The sequence below is a fragment of the Wolbachia endosymbiont of Drosophila baimaii genome (assembly GCF_028982185.1).
In the GTDB taxonomy this organism is placed as follows: domain Bacteria; phylum Pseudomonadota; class Alphaproteobacteria; order Rickettsiales; family Anaplasmataceae; genus Wolbachia; species Wolbachia pipientis.
Window position 1 is genome coordinate 1 of sequence record NZ_JAPQLE010000038.1, and the last position, 18,164, is coordinate 18,164.

An 18,164-nucleotide genomic window follows, 5' to 3' on the forward strand; every position below is an offset into this window, starting at 1 on the left:
TCTATTCGAATCCTTTCGTCGTGCTGTTGATTCTGCCTTCCTATGACCTGTTCGGACTATTATGAGAAATGCTATATATGCTGCTGGCATGCTTACCATCACTACTATAAATCCATATCTTACCTTTTTTGGACTATTATGAGAAGTGCTATACAACAAAATACACCAGTTACGAAGAAAAAGAAAATAAATTTATTGAAGAAGCACATGAATATTTAATAGACTCTGAATTTAATAAAAATTTTGATCTAGGGCAGTACAGAATAAGTAATTTCTCCGGAAACTCGACGAAAATAGAACTGGAACTCATCAATGAAAAGTATATGCAAGTTCAAGTTAATAGAGAAAGAAAAATTATTCTCGCTATACCGTAGGTGCGTTCCAAGATTATACTGAAGTTTTTATTGCACTCAAAATCTTCGTTTTTCCTAATCTCTAGAATTATCAATGCATCATCACTTAACCAGCCTGAGTGAGCTAGTCCATTCAACGTTGATTCAACTAGATTGCTATTGTAAGGTGGGTCTATAAAAACTACATCGCACTTTGAAATAGGTTGTGGCAATTTGTTAGCACTACAACAAATTAGCGTGACATTGTTCGTAATTCCAAAATCTTCTGCTGTTTTTTTAGGCAGTTGCAAATTGTAATAATCTGAATCCACCATGAATGCATGTTTAGCGCCGCGAGAAAGCGCTTCAAATGAAAAAGAGCCACTTCCGCAAAATAAATCAAGTACATTCAAGTTATAAATAGGTTTCCTTGAGGAAAGCATATTAAATATTGCTTCTCGGACAATACTCATAGTTGGCCGTGCAGCTAAATGCTTACCTGTAGTTATTTTTCTTCCGCGATATTTGCCTGCAATGATGCGTAGCATATTAAATAAGCTCCAAAATAATTAATTATTTATACTATATGATTAATGTCAATATGGCTTTAGCAGTTTAATAGAGAGAAGCTATCGAGTCGCTTGTAAGAAAAACACAAACACAAGACTCATCAGTTATCTTTTTCTGATTTGCCTGCTGCATTAATTGCTTGACCAATCTCATCTTGTAAATCATCATGATCATTTTTTTCATCATGATTTAGCCCTTCAATTCTGCTTTCTAACTCTAACTTAATTATAGTATTGATTTTATCTATATTATCAAGAAAGCCTCTACATTCTTCTTCACCATACTCTTTACCAGATGCCTTTTTTTCGATAAATAGACTTTTAAACTCTGTAAGATCAGAATTCTGATCGGTATTTAGTACAACATTTCTCTCTATGAAGCTAAGGTCTGATAGCAATAAACTAACCTCTAATAGCTCCTCACTTTTAATGTTTGCAAGATTATCAAGATTGTCTAAAATATTAGACATCTTAAGCCTTTCTTGTGCAATCTCCTTGTCTTCCTTATCAAATTCAGACAATAAACCATGATTATCTACAAATTTCTCACTCAAAGCTTTATTCAATTTAGCAAAATTGACATCCTTGTCAAGTGATGTGTTATCCCGCAACAAGTCTACCCTTGCCCTACGCGCATTTAAAATGTCGTCGTAGTCATTTAACTTTATGTTGCCATCTTTGTCTTGCTGCAATTTATAATAATCAAGGCCTTTGAAATTTTTATTAGTCTTCATCTTCAATCCTCTTCTCATCTCCTTTTGCATCTGGCTTCCTCATTGGTTCCGGTAATTTCCTTTTACTGTCTTCTCGATTTCTTTTTTCCTCTCTTTCAGCACGTTTTTTTATAGCTTCCTGGGTATTCATTTCAAAAAGTGCCTTAACGTACTCTTCTGGATTTTTTGGTTCTTTAAATAAAGGCTTAAGATTATAAACTTCGTCTTTTCGATCTCTTTCTTCTTTTCTTCTAGCTCTTTCAGCACGTTTTTCTACAGCTTCTTGAGTGTTCATTTCAAAAAGTGGTGAGAGGTTGTAAACTTTATCTTGATTTCTTCTGCCTTCTCTTTCAGCACGTTTTTCCATACCTTCAAAAGCAGATCCAAAATCATCAATTTCATCTGAACCTTTTGGTTCCGTACCTAAATTTCGTGTCACTTCATTTGATTGATCAGGCTTATCTTCTTCTGTTGGCTGATCATGCTGTAGTTGATTAGGCTTGTCTTCTTGTTCTGTGCTTAGTTCTCGTACTACCTTATCTGGCTGACCTCCCCCTCGTAGTCGAAGAGGGTCGCCTTCTTCTAGTGGCTGATCATGGTTATCTCTTACTAGTTCCGTGCCTAACTCTCGTTCTACCTTATTTGATTGATCAGGATTGTCTTTTTCTGGTTCTCTCTTACGGCCGATAGTGTAATCATGAAGCTTCTCTAAGAAATCTCGCCTATATTCTTTTGCTCTATAGAGTAGGTTATGATCATAGCCATGCTTTCCTATAGAGTCAAGACCATGCTCCCAAGTAAACTTCATAGCATCTTCTATTGTATAGCCCAAATGTGATCCTACGTATCCTTTATAATAATCTAAATATTTACCGATCCTTCTGTGTGTAATATCTTCCTTATCAACTCCAAATGCCCTGTAAATTTTTTCCTCGAGCTTATCAACATCATTTTCAGGCGGTGTTGCAAACTTCGTTGCTTCAATAGTAGCACCTACAAATTTACGTGGCACATCAATAGCGTATTTCATCACTCCTCCAACTCTTGGTATCCTACCCAGTAGATTAGCTGTACCTCCGGCTAATCTATCCGGTAAATGAGTAGCCCAATTACCTAAAGATTCTAGTTTTCCACCAATTGCGTCTTGCCAATAATGCTGTTTTAATCCTTCCATTATGCCAACCAAAGGCGATGCTTCATACATTCTAGATATATTGTAAACGCTGAATCCACCACCAGCTATACTTGAGCCCATTTGTTGTACGAACTCGCGTAAGGAGAACATTAAAAATGAAAGCAAGAATAACACAAAGATTTCCCCTGCATTGATTAAATAACCTCTCTGTATGTCTTGCACCCTTTGGTAATCGCTATTTTCTTGATAATTTTTGCAATCCTCACAACCTTTACATTTCTGACAGTATTCACTGTTGGGATCCTTATATAGATCATGAAGTTTCAGTATTCTACAACCTTGTTTTTCTACTGCACTCCGCACTAAAGATCTTATTTCATTAATTATTTCCCTATAACTATTGCATTTATTTATATCTTGACAGTAGCGTTTTATTATTTCACTAACATCACCTATCCTTTTCTCTATATTGTTGATCAGTAATATAATGTCAGCCCTCTCTGATGCATGAGATAAACTATTTGTTAAGCGCACTAGATCTTTTTCACTACAGCCATTACTAACTACCATATCACTTTCTGCAATATAGTGGTCTGCTGGATTATCTTTAGTTCCAGGAATTGGATTAAAGAAAGGATAATCTATATAACGAAACCCTTTTATATGTTCACCATTTTTATCTTTAGGGTAATCTGGTGGAAGCGGGATATATCCAGCACCACCAGTAAATTTTATTGTACCACCTTCTCTGCTTATCTTTTCTATACCTTCTATACTTTTATCTATGTTAAGAGAAGAAGCTTCTCCAAGAGTGTAAGGTACAAAAATTTGCCCTGGGGTCCAACCAAAGTACTGCTTATCAACGATACAAAAACCGCCAAACACCCATTTTGGAGCACATAACTTTACCTCGAACCATTTATTGTAGCATACAGTAAAACCTAGTTGTCTATAAAAGGTGTTCATTATAATAGCAGCCAGCAATGACAGCAGGGTAAATATCATAATCGACTGTAAACAAAAGCTTATACAGAATTTTATCCAACCTTCAAATAGACTTTTCAGCGGTAAAAATAAAATAGAGATCAGGAACAGTGGCATGATAGCTATAAGAAAAGCTATACCCATAAAGCCAGAGAGAAATATTATGTAAGCATACAAGCACAACAAGAAGTATAGCACAATCCCTATGAAAATTGCCGGTATCATAAGAAGACTTGCCCACATTTGGTAATGTAAAAACGCTGCAAACTTTTTCCAAACAGAATAAGCAAAAAATTTATTGAACATGTCCTCCATGAAGCTAAACAACTTAGCTTCATCTCCTTGAGCAATACTTCCGGTGTTCATGTTGGGAGCAAAGTTAGTAATTACACTTATCAATTGTTCAAGACCTTTAACGAATAAAACAAGAAAATGATCATAGAAAAATCTAAAACTTCCAGGAGATATAAGCACTATTACTAGAGTGATTTTCATCATTCTGATGAGCATATCATGCTTAGTTTCTCGTATCATGCCAAAAAGATAAAGAAGCGATGAAATCATTACAAATAGAACAAGCAAGGAAAGAACAAAATTGTGAAAGCTCGTACTTTTTTCAGCTATATTTTCGAACATAGCTTGTGCAACTGCAGGATCATTGCTATTAAAATGTTCTTTGCAATTTTCGTTAATCAATAATACACATTTTAGATAGTTATAAATGTAATCAAAAAACCCAAAACTACTTGGCTGCTGCACTCCACTTAAGAACTCAAAAGAGTAGCCACCTGCATTATCTAAGTAATATCTATCTAATATTTTCACATATATTTTCCATCCCTTTTTTAACTTCAACTCATTACAATTTCTGTCCTTTAATTTAGTGTTATCTCTGTCTAAAGTAAAAAATCCATTGTCGCCCTCTGCTGTGGAGTTATAACCTAGATGTACAGTAGGATATTGAGGATCGCGCATTAACTTTAGATTTTCGTTAGGATCATCTTTCCCCGTTTGAAACAAAAGATAAGCACCATGACCGTTGGTAAACCAACATGGAGCACCACGTGATACTGTATTTGCACTATCATCTTCATTAATGCACTTGCAATTTACAGTGCAACTTGCATTAGGCTTACTTGAAAATTTTTGTATGCTAGGTTTATAATCATTACAAACTAAGTGAAAATTAGGTAAACTATTATCACTTTGGTTACCTTCAAATTTAGTTGCATATTTTAACTGCTCCAAGCTTTGTAAGGTATAACTGCCTTTTTTAGATTCCTTCTTGTTATTATTACTCCAAGATGTCCATGCACCATTAACTCGCACTTTTAAACTATCTCCATTGGTTTCGAGTCCGGTATCCTCCCACTTCACCACTTGGTTATGGTGAAAACCATAATTAATTTCGCCAGTTTCAGGATCAATAACTTCTCCATCTCCTGGAATAAACGCATCGTGGTCGCTTGAAAAATGAGCGCTTACTGCAATAGGTTTAGGACCAAAATAGTCAGCAGATATACACCTTGGAAAAGGCATATCGTTTTTACTACAACCTGTGATCAGCACATAAGCTGCAAGAAGTAATACCCTAAACCAACATTTGCCTAAACGTGATTGCATATCTAAACTTTTTCCAAATACAGAATAAATTTCTAAAACTTTACTTAAAATATCTTTTTAATTAGTTACTCCATAATATCATTTATATCTTACTCCTCTCCATTTTCTTCCTTGTTTTTAGCTTTAGCACTAGGATCACTTCTTATTGTTTCATCAGAATTTTTTTGCTGATCTGATTGTTTTAATGTTTTAGGTCTATCACTCGTTGTTTTATCAGAACTTCCTTTAGAATCTTCTTTTTTGTCTGGTTGCTTTGGCGTGTTAGGTAATTTAGCCTCAATTTTTCCCCGATCTTTACTCATTTTCTGCTTGATACTCTGTATCATACTTTGGGTCTTATCATCAAGGCCAACGGTTGACAGCATAGCTTGCGATGCGCTCTTAGCAACTGTACCAACACCGCCAGTAACTCCATAACCAGAGCTAAATAGTGTTTGTACCATAGTTTCCGATATAGAAACAAAAGCTCCCATTGCACCGGCAATAATGAGGTATATAAACGCCTGGATTAGGTCTATAGGTAATGCTGCAAAGTCTCCACCAGCCCTTTCTCCGGTACTGAGTGCAACATCAACGCTAGTGCCAGGACTGTATCCAAGAGGCAGTATTGATTTCATCAAGCACAGATCATACGATAAGAAATTTACGCTAATTAAACATTGATAGCATGCAGAAAAATTTGTGAGGTTATATAAAACTGAATACATCAACTGATTTAAAAGAGATAAAAATGAAAATAAAATGACTGGTTCTAATGAAACATGAGCCAACGTTTTTATCCAATTATCAAACAAGGGTTTAGTCTTTTGAAATAGAATAAATACGATAAATAAAGGTGTTAATGACAGTAAAAACGCCACTAGAACAGTAGATATTACATATTTAAACGTAGCGCTAATAATGCATTTTAAGAACATAAAAGTAGCATAGAGTATTGCCAAAAATGCAATAAAGCCAAAAGGACCAGAGAGCATCAACGATAAAAACTTTAGCCAAGTTTCTGTTGTAAATAATACTCCTGCTGTCAAGTCTAAGAATGCAAATTTTCTCCCCCCTTCCCCTATATAGCCAGAAAAGCTATCAACTAAATAAGTGCTACCATCTACAAAAAGTCTGGATAAAGTTGTACCAAAGAGTTCCCAGCTTCTATCGCTAAAGGCAAAAGCTATAAATGCTATCTTGAACATCCTTACAATGAAATCAAATTTACTTAGCTGTATTGTTCCAAGCATATAGCCAATGACAGTAAATATAACGTATAGAGTAAGTAAAGCTCTTACCCCCTGAAGAAGACCTCTTGCATATCCTTTGTATGAATCTTTAACGCTGTCCCCAATTACTTCTTCTTTTATAAGTTTAAATACCCCGTTTACATTCGATGAAATAAAATCATTAATTTTTCTTTTGACAAATAAAGTTACTGTGTACTTATTATTTTCATAATATTTGCCATATTTGTCTGTAATATCACCTTTCTCTACATTGCTTACATCAATACCGAAATATATCTTCTTAGATTCTTCGTTCTGAAAGTGTTTTCCGCTTATTACATCTAATATGGTGTACTCATCTTTTCCGTTTATTCTTTCTCTCACTCCTACCACTTTGAAATCATTAGTTCCCACACCATGCAAATCTTTAGGTGGCTCATCACCCAAATACACATACAGTTTTTCGCCATTGATATATTCACACGATCTAGTCACTTTAACATGGTACCCGCCTCTATTAGCTTCATAGTGACCATAATCTGCTATAGCAAGCATCACACTACTACCAGGTGTTACACTCTCTATTGGATAGTCATGATTTAACCTCAGAGAAAAATTTCCAAATTCATCTTTAATTTGTGAACACACATTATCCTCTTTTGCACCCTTTTCCTCTGGAAGACATTGAATACCTTTAGCAGTACCTTGATTATCAAGATCACCAATTTTTGCAACAAGAGCCTCAGCCCAAGAGTCATCATCTTTAGTGTTTAATGTAAGATCAATGTTACTCCCTGTGTTTTCTTCAATCTTCTTAAGTTTGTCTTTAACCTCTTTGAGGTGAGAGTACATGTCACATTTATTTTCTCTTTTGTTTTCTTTATTTTTTTTATCATACTTATCGTATCTTATAGAAGAGACACAGTTCCGTTCTCCTGCTTGACCTGAACCATAGTTCCATATACCCTTCTCAGTATAGCATATATTTTGATGGTAACAGTTGAGCTCATAGGAGGAGTACTTTTTTCTCTCATCAAGACTACAGTTTTTTCCATCACATAACTCGTTCAATCCTATTTTAGCGCGGCGTAAATCAAGTAGCGAACCATATATCCATGGTTTGTTGTCTTCAATATAACCTTTATTAAAATGTACCTTATTATCATATGGAGTGTACCCATTGCCAACTAGCACTTTTCTTTTTTCCATGTTTTCTTTGCTAAGCTGCGGAAATTCTACTTCGGTCCTTCCACCATTATCTCCACAAAAGAACTTTCCTCCATTGAGCATGTTTTTTACCTTAGCTTTTTTATCTCCTTCCTGAGTGCTATAACAATTGTCATCAAAGCTGATACCTTTCCCTCCTGGATTGTCATAATCAATTGTTATTTTTCTGGGAACTAAGCTAAAGCTTAACTTATCACCAGGATTTACTTTAATTCCAGTGTCTACATAACGTCTATTGCTGCCAAATCCTTTACCACCGCACAATTCGTTTTTATTTACGCCTTTTTCATCAACGCCATAATTATTAGGCACATCGTTAATATTTGCAGCTTTACTATAATTTGGTTCTGAGCCATCAGCACAAAAGCTAGCTGGCACAAGTACTTTCCTTGGATTTTTGTCTTCTTTAAAAGGGCAAAAATTTACTGATCCATCGAGGGTGAATTTGATTTCATCACCCTGACTAATTACCTGACCAGAATCAACCCAATGAATTTTAACTTCTTCACCAGCTTTATGAACTGGAACATCCACGTTAACACTAGTGTTTCTGCTCTGCAACCCAGGTTCGACACAATCCATATTACAACCAGTGATTGCAAGACACAGTATCAACAATAGTGATCTTTTACTTATCATTGCTGTCTTCCTTGTGGTATCTGAGGCGTTGACCTTTGAGTCCCTTGTGGTATTTGAGGTCTTGACGTACCTGACTGTTGAGAGGCATCTCCTCTTTCTCTTCTTTGAACGCTTTGTTCATCTAACCCTACTGTTCCCATTAAGCTTTGTTGATACTGTCTTCCAGGTTCGCTTGCTACATAAGCACCAAACAACGAGTCAGATATTTCCGAAGAAGCTTCAACTAAAGCTTTCATAGCGTGTCCCAAAATAACAAAAGCCATCATAGCGGTAATATTAGGTGTATATTTGGAAGCATAACCATAAAAAATACAAGGGTTAAAAATCTTTAGGTTAATATTAAGTATACATGTAGAGCAGACCTCAAAATCAAATACTGAATACACAATATAATCCATAACCTGACTTATCAGTGATATAAAAATTAAAAGGACCACTGGATGAATTGCAAATCTTGCTAAATTTTTAACCCAGTTTTGAAACATCTGCCTAGTATACGCAAATATAAGACAAATAATAAAAATAGGTGCTAAAGAAAGTAATAACGCAACTATTGCTATAGATGTAATAAAAGAAAATAAGGCATTAAAAATAGATAAGCTCACTGTGATTAAACCCCAAATCACCAAGCAAAAAGATACAATGCCCAAAGGGCCAGAAAATATAAGAGATACTATTAACAATACTGAATGCGATGACAAGAACCTATTGAGCGGCAAATCAAGAAACTCAAAAACATTTGAAGTAGTGCCTCTAAAATTTGCTATTTCTATTAGTTGTTTTGGAGTGTTAATAAATATAGAGAATGCGTTGTTATAAAAAAAGTCCCAGCTATTATCCTGCAATAGCTGGGCGATGATTCCTATCTTTACGCATATAATTAAAAACTCATATATAGAAATATGAGTTAATCCAAAAAAGTAATAAAGAGTATATAAGATTATATATAGTACTAATAGTGATATTATAGTAGATCTAATGGTATTTGTCCTGCTTGATTTTATAAAACTTTCGTAAAGAGACTTTACAGGACTAGTATCAGAGTGAATTGCGTTAGGGTCTTTATAATTAGAGCCGAAAAATGCAGTTTTCACTTTTTCATCAAAGAAATTATATATTGCACTAAAAGTTTTTGTAGGTGGCTCTTTAGTTGTTAGGTTAATACTAAACTGACCTTCATTTTTGTAATCGCAGCCATGGTCTCTTATTCCATAATATATGGTGCCTTTTTTTTCTTTTAACTTTTCCTTTAAGCCTTCCATGTACTCAGTATCATGAACTTTGCTGATATCTACAGATATATCCGCTTGGTTTTCACCAGGCTTATGCTCAGGAAGTTTGTCAGAGACGCTTATATACAAGCTATTTTTCAGACTATGGTTCTTCGTCACTCTTATGTTGAAACCACCTTTGCCTCCAGTACCAAGGGTGAAAGTTAAATTCTCACCTTGGTGATGATTGCCCTTCACTTTATGATCATAGTTAGTGCATAAACCACCTCCTGGAATGTGTTCAAAATCCTCATCATCCATGTGAGCACGTAATAGTGTAATGTCAGTTTTTACCTGTTTTCCCTTTAATACGTTACTAATAATTTCAGCAATAACAGATTCACCACTAGAATTTAAAGCATTGAATAGCTCAATTTCTATATTATTATATTCAATATACGTGCAACCTTTGTTTCCGCTGCCGGAAGGAAATTTACATATACGTCCGCAGAGTAAATTCAAAATGCGCGTATCTGTTTTGTTTTTCTGATCACTTGAAAGCCCGCTACAGTCTATATTTCCTCCTTCTTGTTTTATAGATTTGACAATCTTTTCAATCTCTTCTTTACTATTCCCTTCAACTAATTTTGATGGGTCTGAACTCCAATACTCTTTTCCATTCAACCATTGCGCATCGCCTATTATATATTTATTAGGACATATTCCATCCTGACATCCTTCTCGATTTAAAACATGTGCAAAATGTTCCGTTTCTTGCTCGCCACACTTTTCGTCGATTTTCAAATACCTGATTTTTGTCTCACTCTCTTTATCTTTACACACTCTACTTCCAATCACACTAAAGCTTATCGTATCGCCTTTTTTAAGTACAAATGGTAATGCAACGTCATTTCTCCCAGGCCCAATTGCAAAATCTGCATACTGCTTAGGACAAAAATTAACCTTACTAGGCACTATATCAATCTCTGTTACTCTTATTCTATCTGAGATATTAACACCAGAATCAACCCATTTCTGCTCTGTTGACACTATATCTAGTTTTTCACGCAAACCTGATAAATTTTCTGGCTTAATACAGTGATGTTCCCCGCAGCCTGACAGAAAAAAAAACGGTATTATCAGCAAAAATTTTAGCATAAATCCAACTCATTCAGTGCTTTTGTTAACACTCTCGGAGCTACTAGAACCAGAACCTCGAGATTTACTCTTGTCTCCACCACTCAACTTCTTAGCAGCAGCACCAGCAACTCCAGCAACACCCCCAGCAGCAGCTTTGGCAGCAGATAAAGCTTTGCCCACCATTTGTCCAGGTGTCTGACCTGAGCCAAGTGCTGCTCTATGGTTACCAGCAAGTTCAGCAGCCATGCCAGGAAGAATGTTTAAAAAGTGGTAAAAGAGGAATAATACTAAACACAATTTTAATAATTCTCCGATGAGAGAGCTGCCAAACTCCATGTATGTAAAGTCGAATAGACCAAGTATGCTGCTCTTTTTAAAGCTATAATTTTGCATCATACATGCAAGAGTAGTTTCATTTTTATCACATTCCCCATCTTTCAATTTAAACCACTGTTTTTTCTTACTAGCTGAGGGTTTTGCTTGCTTATCTTCATATGACTTGTCCGGTTCAAAATTTAAATTGTTATAATAGATTTTATCACATGCTATGAACATAAAAGACAAAAACGCAAAAAGGATAACCGGGTATAAGCTATAGGTGATCAATTCTCTTACCCAGCCGTCAAAATATCCTTTGGTGTGTTGGAATAAAACCATAGGAATGAACAAAGGTGATAAAATGATGATTACACTTAAAGCAACTAGAGATAAAATAAATACATAGCACAGCCACAAAATAACCATCATCATCAGAACGGCCATAAATATACAGACAAGAGCTACTAAAATTTGTCCACCAGCAAAAATAATACCGATTACCGAACCTGCAACTAATAAGACAGGAGCAGCACCAAGCAAGACTGCTAACGTTGCAACACCTCCAGTACCAATTTTGCCACCAATTCCATCTAAAGGGGCACCTAAATAAAATAAAATCCTACAATCAAGCCTATCCCAAGGAGCAAGGTAGCTATAATTTCTTGTACTATATTTATAATCATTAGCTTCATAATTACATATTCCTTTGCTTTCAGATGAAGCTTTCAGCACTATTTCTGACAAACCACTTGAGAGACGAGTTAATTCTCCATAGTAATGAGACATGGTACTGCCTGTTGTAAAGTAAATCACTAAAGCGAATTTAATAATCAACATGTACATTTCTTGCGGACTACGTACTCCACCAGACATGGCTTTTATAGAGAACAGTATTAAAGCTAAAACCAAAACAGCAGTTACAGTGTTCTTCAGCCTTTTCTGTGCTACAGATAAGAAACTGCCCTTGTTATGTCCATTTTCATCCCTAAGTGGGCTGCCACTTGAATCAATACCTGCAACTAAATTATCTAACGATTCCTTAATACACTGCACTATCATAGATGTAATTGGAATAGGAGCTAATGATTTACTCCCTGCCTGGTTATAACAAGCTTCAGAGACATACGAGCTAAAACAGCCAGCATTATCATAACCTACAAAAATTTTTCCTTTTTCTTCCATTTCCCTTATCAGAGTTTTGTAATCTTTCTTGGGATCAATTTCTATTGGCTTATCAGTATTACCACTGGCCTTATCCTTGAAAATCATCACAGATTTTTCACACATAGGAGCAATCGGGTCAGGTGGCAATTCCGTGCACCCCATATCAACCCCTTGCGGCCAAGGAGTCATTTCGATACCAAGCATTCTCACACTTGCTAACTCCACACACAATCTGCCCATTTTTCTCACTGCTTTGAATGTAGCTCCATGTATGGGTTCGCTCTGTCCTGCTTTGAGAACTCTACATTCCAGTTCACCATCAACCTTCGAGGACCATGACCCATCTACGTATCCAGTGTCTTTCTCCCTGACATCAAAGTCTATGTATCCAGGTTTTCCTCTGGAATTAAAGTCTACCTTATTAAAAAGATTACCAAAAGTTAAAGGGTTTCGATGACATACTTCTACATATTCACTGTATTGCACACCATTTTTTGGCCAGTAATAACTCTCTGTACTCTCCTGAACGTTAGAATTTAAGGCTTCTTTTTCTGCTCTTTTCCCGTCATAATCTTTTTTGTTCACGTCTTCCCGAGCTTTATTTTGCAAACAAGAAAAATATTCCTCTTCTGTTTGGTAATTTTCATTGGTGCAGCCACTATAACCTGTGTCTTCTAATTTAAAATTTTTGTATTTTCCATCATGATCACGTGCAACTGGGTGTTTAACAAAACTATGTTCACAAACAACAAGCCCTCCTATCGCTTTCCAGACTCCAACAATTGCAGCTATCACTCCAACAATAACAAGAGCGGTAAACAAACCAGCAGAAGAAACGATCAAAACAATGCCAGTAAATATTGCGCCAACAGCAATCGCTATTCCAGCAAGTGCTGCAGCTGTTTTAAACGCTCCACAATCAGGATTAGAGGCACGACTAAAACTGCCAGTGGAATTAAATCTGCTAACAAATTCTGTCTTGTCAGTACCACTTACTCCATCTGCAAGCACTGGATATGAGAGTAAAAAGTCTATATTTAGTAAAAATATCGCAATTAATAGCAATGACAGCTTAGTCTTAAACATTTTTTACCTTCTGATAAAATATAGGCAACCATACTTTTGGGTTGTCCCCAACTTCATTTAATATATCGTGTAACAATAGAACACTTTCTGCACGTCCGGATAATACGTTGATTATATCATCCAGGCCTTTTAAGTCTATTCTAGCTACTACAGCATTGACTCCTTGTTTCACCAAAAAGAATCTAGTACTCGGATCTGTGTGCTTAATTAATATATATTCACGTTCAGTTAACATAAAAACATCCCGATAGACACTAGTAGCTTTCAGATTTGGTAAAAAAATCTGTGTCGCTGTTTGTTGTACAAGCGTATCGCTAATAGTACTTTTACTTGCATCCTCAACACTCTGAGTAGCAAAAATCACAAAAGCATTTAGTTTTCTCAGTACCTTCAACCAGTCTTTTATCTTGGGTGCAAAAACTGGATTATCTATTAACGCCCATGCCTCATCAAGAACGATAATAGATGGAGTGCCATCAAGAGATATACTAATCCTATGAAATAAATAAATCAAGACCGGTCCAAGAGCAACAGGATCTTTGAGCAAGCTAGCCATCTCAAAACCAAATACTCTTGCTCGTGAAAAATCTAGCAAATCTTCTTTATTGTCAAATATTGCAGCATGAGAACCATTATCATGCCACATAGATATTGCCCCAGCTAGAGTATCAGGACCTGCAAGCCCTAAAAACGGTACGAGGTTTCTCAAGAATCTGTCTTCTTTTCTTAATTTAAAATTTCCTTCAATTGCATCACTAATTCGTGCAATATCTTCTGAAGTAAATCTATCATTATATACCGAAATTAAAGACTTTATCCACTCCATTAAAAATGTTCTATTATCAGAGGTATCATCAAGTTGTAAAGGATTAAAATTTGTTTTAGTTCTTGGTTCTATTACAGTATAGATACCACTAAGTGCTCTTAAGAAAATCTCTGCACCGCGATCTTTATCAAAAAAGAATATCCTTGGAGAAAACTTCATCGCTTGGGCACACAGGAAATTCATTAAAACAGTTTTACCAGCACCAGTTGGGCCAATTATCATAGTGTGTCCAACATCCCTTATATGAAAGTTGAAAAAAAATGGAGTACCAGATGTCGTGTCAAAAACTGTAACGGCATCTCCCCAGTGGTTATTGAATTTATTACCAGTAGGATAATTATGTTGAGATGCAAATCCAGCCAAATTAAGACTACTTATTGTAGCTTTTCTCACTATATAATCGAAATTACCAGGAATTTGCGCCCAAAATGCTGGTTCAAGGTTAACTCTCTCACGTATAGGGTAAACACCGCAATTAGAAAGCTCTGATTCTACCAACGACAGAGCGTTATCCAATGATTTAGGACTTTTTTCTATACATAAAATAGTCAGGTGATGTTGACCAAACGCAATCTTACCACTCATTGCGTCATCAAGCGCTTGAGAAATTTCTGCTATTTGAGAAATAGCTTTATCTGCAGACTGTATCATTCGATTTTGCTGTATCTGCATTTTTCCAATCGCCATTTGCCTGTTTATAAATTGAAAAGATTGCGTAATTATAAACTCGTAAGGAAGTTGTAAAAACGAATCAAGCATTCCTGCAGAAGTATGATTTCCATATTCTTTGATACTAATTATTCCAGCATATTTACTCTCATTATGAGTCACAACCTGTATCATCTTACGGCCAAAGAATAACCTATGTACTGGTAAGTATCTTGATATTTCAGTTCTTAGCGGAAAAAGCGTATTTGTAACGAAGCCACAATTTACGATTCTAGATAGAAACTCCATTATTTCGCAGAACAAACCATCTGGAGTTTCTTTTACTCCAAGAATTTTAGGCGAATAATTTCTAAGGCTTGTCACTACACGATTTGTCGTTTCCTCTAAATCTTCATACGTGGCACGTATATCACTTTCCCAAGCATGTTTTGAAGTTACATGTCCGAATTTTTTTAGTAGATGTGACAAAAATTCTACTCCTTTTGTGTCCGCTCTACGTATAATCGTAATGTATAGGTCATTAATAAATGATTGCCTTGTTGCGTGTTTTTCTCTCCATTTTAGATTTACGTGATTAGCGAAAAAATTCGGCAAACCTTGACTTGCAAATTCATCAGAAAAAATATTTTTCTTACGTCTGATAGTATGAAAATACAAACTAAATGCCGGAGATGAAATGCTTCTTAGCATCTGATTCCTGATGTTGTTCTGTATGACTAAATCCTCGTCATCGGCAGTTTCAAATGCAAAACCACTTAATTTTATAACCTTAACCAACCAATTTTCTTTTGTCATCAAGGTTGTGCTATTCCAATAGCAAGAATAAGGAATAAATTCAGCAGCGTGAACTTCCCTGTTCAGAGTAGATTTATTCTTTGATTGAATAGCCCTAAACCTCAGCATCACACAACGTTAAGCAATATCATAAGAATTGGCTCCATGGTAAAAACGATTTAAACATTTCGAGCACTTTCCCAATTTTACCATAAATAATTCAATAAACAACGGTTCTTTTGCAGAAGCTATATAACCAAGTCCATGTATACCTGGTAACATTAAGAGAATCACTCTTAAATCATTTGAATTAATGAAAATTAGCATGCAAATCAGGACGTTTAATATTGCAAACATATAACTCACACCAAAGAGCATTGCAGGTCTTGTAAGACCTTTAAATAATTGATCTGTTTGTATACTACCTGTGGACATATCTTTAACCTTCTAATAATAGCTCTAACACTAATACTATATCATTATATTAAAAATCCATTGAAACTAGTAGCACTTTAAGTTAAGATACATTATTTAATCCCGATAATGACAAGTTGGCCATTTCAAGAAGCAGAAGAAATATTGCAAGAGTTTCCTAATAAAAAAGAAATAATATTTGAAACTGGTTATGGACCCTCTGGTTTACCCCACATAGGAACCTTTGGAGAGGTTTTCCGCACTACAGTTATTGTAAATGCATTAAAAAAAATAGCTCCTGGTATAAAAACCAAAATCATTGCAGTTTCAGATGATATGGATGGTTTGCGAAAAATACCAGATAATGTGCCAAATCAAGAGATGCTAAGAGAGCACTTAAATAAACCATTGACTATGATACCTGATCCATTTGGCACTCATCAGAGTTATGGTCATCATATGAATTCATTGTTGTGTAAATTTCTTGATATGTTTGAATTTGAATACGAGTTCAGGAGTGCAACAGAGTGTTATAAATCTGGCGTTTACGATGAAAAACTTTTACTCTTACTGAAAAATTATGATAAAGTGATGGACGTAATGCTTCCATCATTTCGGGAAGAAAGACAGCAGACTTATGGTCCATTCTTGCCAATATGCCCAAAAACTTCTCAAGTTTTACAAGTTCCAGTAATTGAAACAAATACAGAGAAAGGAACAATCACATATGAAGACCCAAACGGGGAAAAAATAGAAGTTCCAGTGACAAAAGGAAAATGTAAACTGCAATGGAAACCTGATTGGGGAATGAGGTGGGCCGCATTTGGAGTAAATTACGAAGCTCACGGAAAAGATTTAACTCCATCTGCTGTGCTTTCAAGTCAAATATGTGAAATACTTGGAGAAAAGCCACCACTTCTGTTTTGCTACGAGCTTTTCCTTGATAAAGAAGGAAAGAAAATATCAAAATCAAAAGGAAATGGCATTTCAATTGAAGAGTGGCTAACTTACGCACCAACAGAGAGCTTAGCATTGTACATTTTTCAGAGTCCTAAAAAAGCTAAACGTTTATATTTTGATGTGATACCAAAATCAACTGATGAATATTTAGAATTTGTAAAGCGTTATCATGAGAACAAAGAAAAGGATATAAATAATCCTGCTTGGCACATTCACCAGGGCAATGTTCCCAGTATAGAAACTTCAGGCATAAATTTCTCACTACTTTTAAACCTAGCAGCAGCTTGTAATGCTGAAAACAAAGAGATCCTATGGGGTTTTATATCCTCTTATGCACCAAACGTTACACCAGAAAATAATAAAATGCTTGATAGACTTTCAGACTTTGCAGTAAAGTATTATCACGATTTTATCAAGCCAACAAAATCATATAAAACTCCAAATGAAAAAGAGAAAGAAGCGTTACTAGATTTGAAGGACACTTTACATTCTCTATCTATAACTGCTACTGCTGAAGAAATTCAATCTCAGGTATTTTCTATTGGAAAAAAATATGATTACACTAACTTACGTGACTGGTTTCAGCTATTATATGAAACGTTACTTGGCCAAAAAACCGGTCCAAGAATGGGATCTTTCATAAAGCTTTATGGAATGGATAATACGATTTCTCTCATAGAAAGCGCTATTAAATGTACACTTTAGAGTTTACCTTCTTTCATTTGAGCTCTCTAGTTTTAAATTAAGTACTTGACAAACTCTGCCAGCCCCCTTATCATAACAGTGAAGCTATTGTATTTGCTTTCGCCAATCTGCAGATTAAAAGGTAAGGATTACTTAATGTATCGGCGTCTTATGTTCAATTTTTTGCGGTATATAGATACTGTATGTCTTTACAAAACTTCATCTGCATCTAGATTTTTATCTAAATAGGCTGAACGCGCTTATAAAGCGTTACAAGACATCAAAAAATGCCAATACTCGACAGAGATAGTAAAAGACTAGCTAACTCGGGGATTCTTTGTCTTTTTTTCTGCTTGGTAAATTTCTTAAACATTTGCAGCATAGGTTAGTTGCAATTATAGCTCTTTCCATAAAAGTCCGGATGTGGTAGGATAAGGATAGATGATGATAAGGAGGTTGAATGCCAGCAGCATATAGTTATGATT

9 protein-coding genes and 1 pseudogene are annotated in these 18,164 nt (G+C 35.5%); 2 read left to right on the top strand and 8 right to left on the bottom strand.

The window, feature by feature from the left end; genetic code table 11:
• Window positions 1-155: 155 nt before the first annotated feature.
• Window positions 156-374: pseudogene (locus OZD66_RS01240) on the top strand (hypothetical protein); the annotation flags it as partial.
• Here OZD66_RS01240 and rsmD read toward each other — a convergent pair.
• The 8 genes from rsmD to OZD66_RS01280 all read right to left on the bottom strand — a co-directional run bounded on the left by rsmD (window position 332) and on the right by OZD66_RS01280 (window position 16,056).
• Window positions 332-880 carry a 16S rRNA (guanine(966)-N(2))-methyltransferase RsmD gene (rsmD, locus tag OZD66_RS01245; RefSeq protein ID WP_182319544.1) on the bottom strand — a complete coding sequence of 183 codons (549 nt, stop codon included), beginning with the start codon at window positions 878-880 and terminating at the stop codon, window positions 332-334. The pseudogene OZD66_RS01240 and the gene rsmD sit on opposite strands and share 43 nt — an antisense overlap.
• Before the next feature lie 122 nt (window positions 881-1,002).
• Complete coding sequence (locus tag OZD66_RS01250; protein WP_182368018.1) at window positions 1,003-1,635, bottom strand: WD_0853 family protein; 633 nt, start codon at window positions 1,633-1,635, stop codon at window positions 1,003-1,005.
• Window positions 1,625-5,356 (bottom strand): TrbL/VirB6 family protein, encoded by a 3,732-nt coding sequence (locus OZD66_RS01255; RefSeq protein WP_182368015.1) that lies wholly within the window; start codon window positions 5,354-5,356, stop codon window positions 1,625-1,627. Before OZD66_RS01255 ends, OZD66_RS01250 begins: the two co-directional genes overlap by 11 nt.
• Window positions 5,357-5,445: 89 nt before the next feature.
• On the bottom strand, window positions 5,446-8,433 hold the full coding sequence (locus OZD66_RS01260; RefSeq protein WP_182368012.1) for a TrbL/VirB6 family protein: 2,988 nt from the start codon (window positions 8,431-8,433) through the stop codon (window positions 5,446-5,448).
• Window positions 8,430-10,802 (bottom strand): TrbL/VirB6 family protein, encoded by a 2,373-nt coding sequence (locus OZD66_RS01265; protein WP_182368010.1) that lies wholly within the window; start codon window positions 10,800-10,802, stop codon window positions 8,430-8,432. Before OZD66_RS01265 ends, OZD66_RS01260 begins: the two co-directional genes overlap by 4 nt.
• Before the next feature lie 9 nt (window positions 10,803-10,811).
• Window positions 10,812-13,352 carry a TrbL/VirB6 family protein gene (locus OZD66_RS01270; protein WP_182368007.1) on the bottom strand — a complete coding sequence of 847 codons (2,541 nt, stop codon included), beginning with the start codon at window positions 13,350-13,352 and terminating at the stop codon, window positions 10,812-10,814.
• A complete protein-coding gene (locus tag OZD66_RS01275; RefSeq protein ID WP_182368004.1) occupies window positions 13,345-15,750 on the bottom strand; it encodes a VirB4 family type IV secretion/conjugal transfer ATPase in 2,406 nt (801 codons plus the stop codon). Before OZD66_RS01275 ends, OZD66_RS01270 begins: the two co-directional genes overlap by 8 nt.
• Window positions 15,751-15,759: 9 nt before the next feature.
• Window positions 15,760-16,056 (bottom strand): type IV secretion system protein VirB3, encoded by a 297-nt coding sequence (locus OZD66_RS01280; protein WP_007548615.1) that lies wholly within the window; start codon window positions 16,054-16,056, stop codon window positions 15,760-15,762.
• Between the two features lie 108 nt (window positions 16,057-16,164).
• On the opposite strand from OZD66_RS01280, the gene OZD66_RS01285 reads away from it, so the two are divergent.
• Complete coding sequence (locus OZD66_RS01285; protein WP_182368001.1) at window positions 16,165-17,700, top strand: lysine--tRNA ligase; 1,536 nt, start codon at window positions 16,165-16,167, stop codon at window positions 17,698-17,700.
• Window positions 17,701-18,164: the final 464 nt, after the last annotated feature.

Excerpts from the sequence above, each read along its gene's own strand:
- OZD66_RS01265 (WP_182368010.1), bottom strand. The coding sequence starts at position 10,802 with ATGCTAAAATTTTTGCTGATAATACCGTTTTTTTTTCTGTCAGGCTGC.
- OZD66_RS01280 (WP_007548615.1), bottom strand. The coding sequence starts at position 16,056 with ATGTCCACAGGTAGTATACAAACAGATCAATTATTTAAAGGTCTTACA.
- OZD66_RS01285 (WP_182368001.1), top strand. The coding sequence starts at position 16,165 with ATGACAAGTTGGCCATTTCAAGAAGCAGAAGAAATATTGCAAGAGTTT.
- rsmD (WP_182319544.1), bottom strand. The coding sequence starts at position 880 with ATGCTACGCATCATTGCAGGCAAATATCGCGGAAGAAAAATAACTACA.
- OZD66_RS01275 (WP_182368004.1), bottom strand. The coding sequence starts at position 15,750 with ATGCTGAGGTTTAGGGCTATTCAATCAAAGAATAAATCTACTCTGAAC.
- OZD66_RS01250 (WP_182368018.1), bottom strand. The coding sequence starts at position 1,635 with ATGAAGACTAATAAAAATTTCAAAGGCCTTGATTATTATAAATTGCAG.
- OZD66_RS01260 (WP_182368012.1), bottom strand. The coding sequence starts at position 8,433 with ATGATAAGTAAAAGATCACTATTGTTGATACTGTGTCTTGCAATCACT.
- OZD66_RS01255 (WP_182368015.1), bottom strand. The coding sequence starts at position 5,356 with ATGCAATCACGTTTAGGCAAATGTTGGTTTAGGGTATTACTTCTTGCA.
- OZD66_RS01270 (WP_182368007.1), bottom strand. The coding sequence starts at position 13,352 with ATGTTTAAGACTAAGCTGTCATTGCTATTAATTGCGATATTTTTACTA.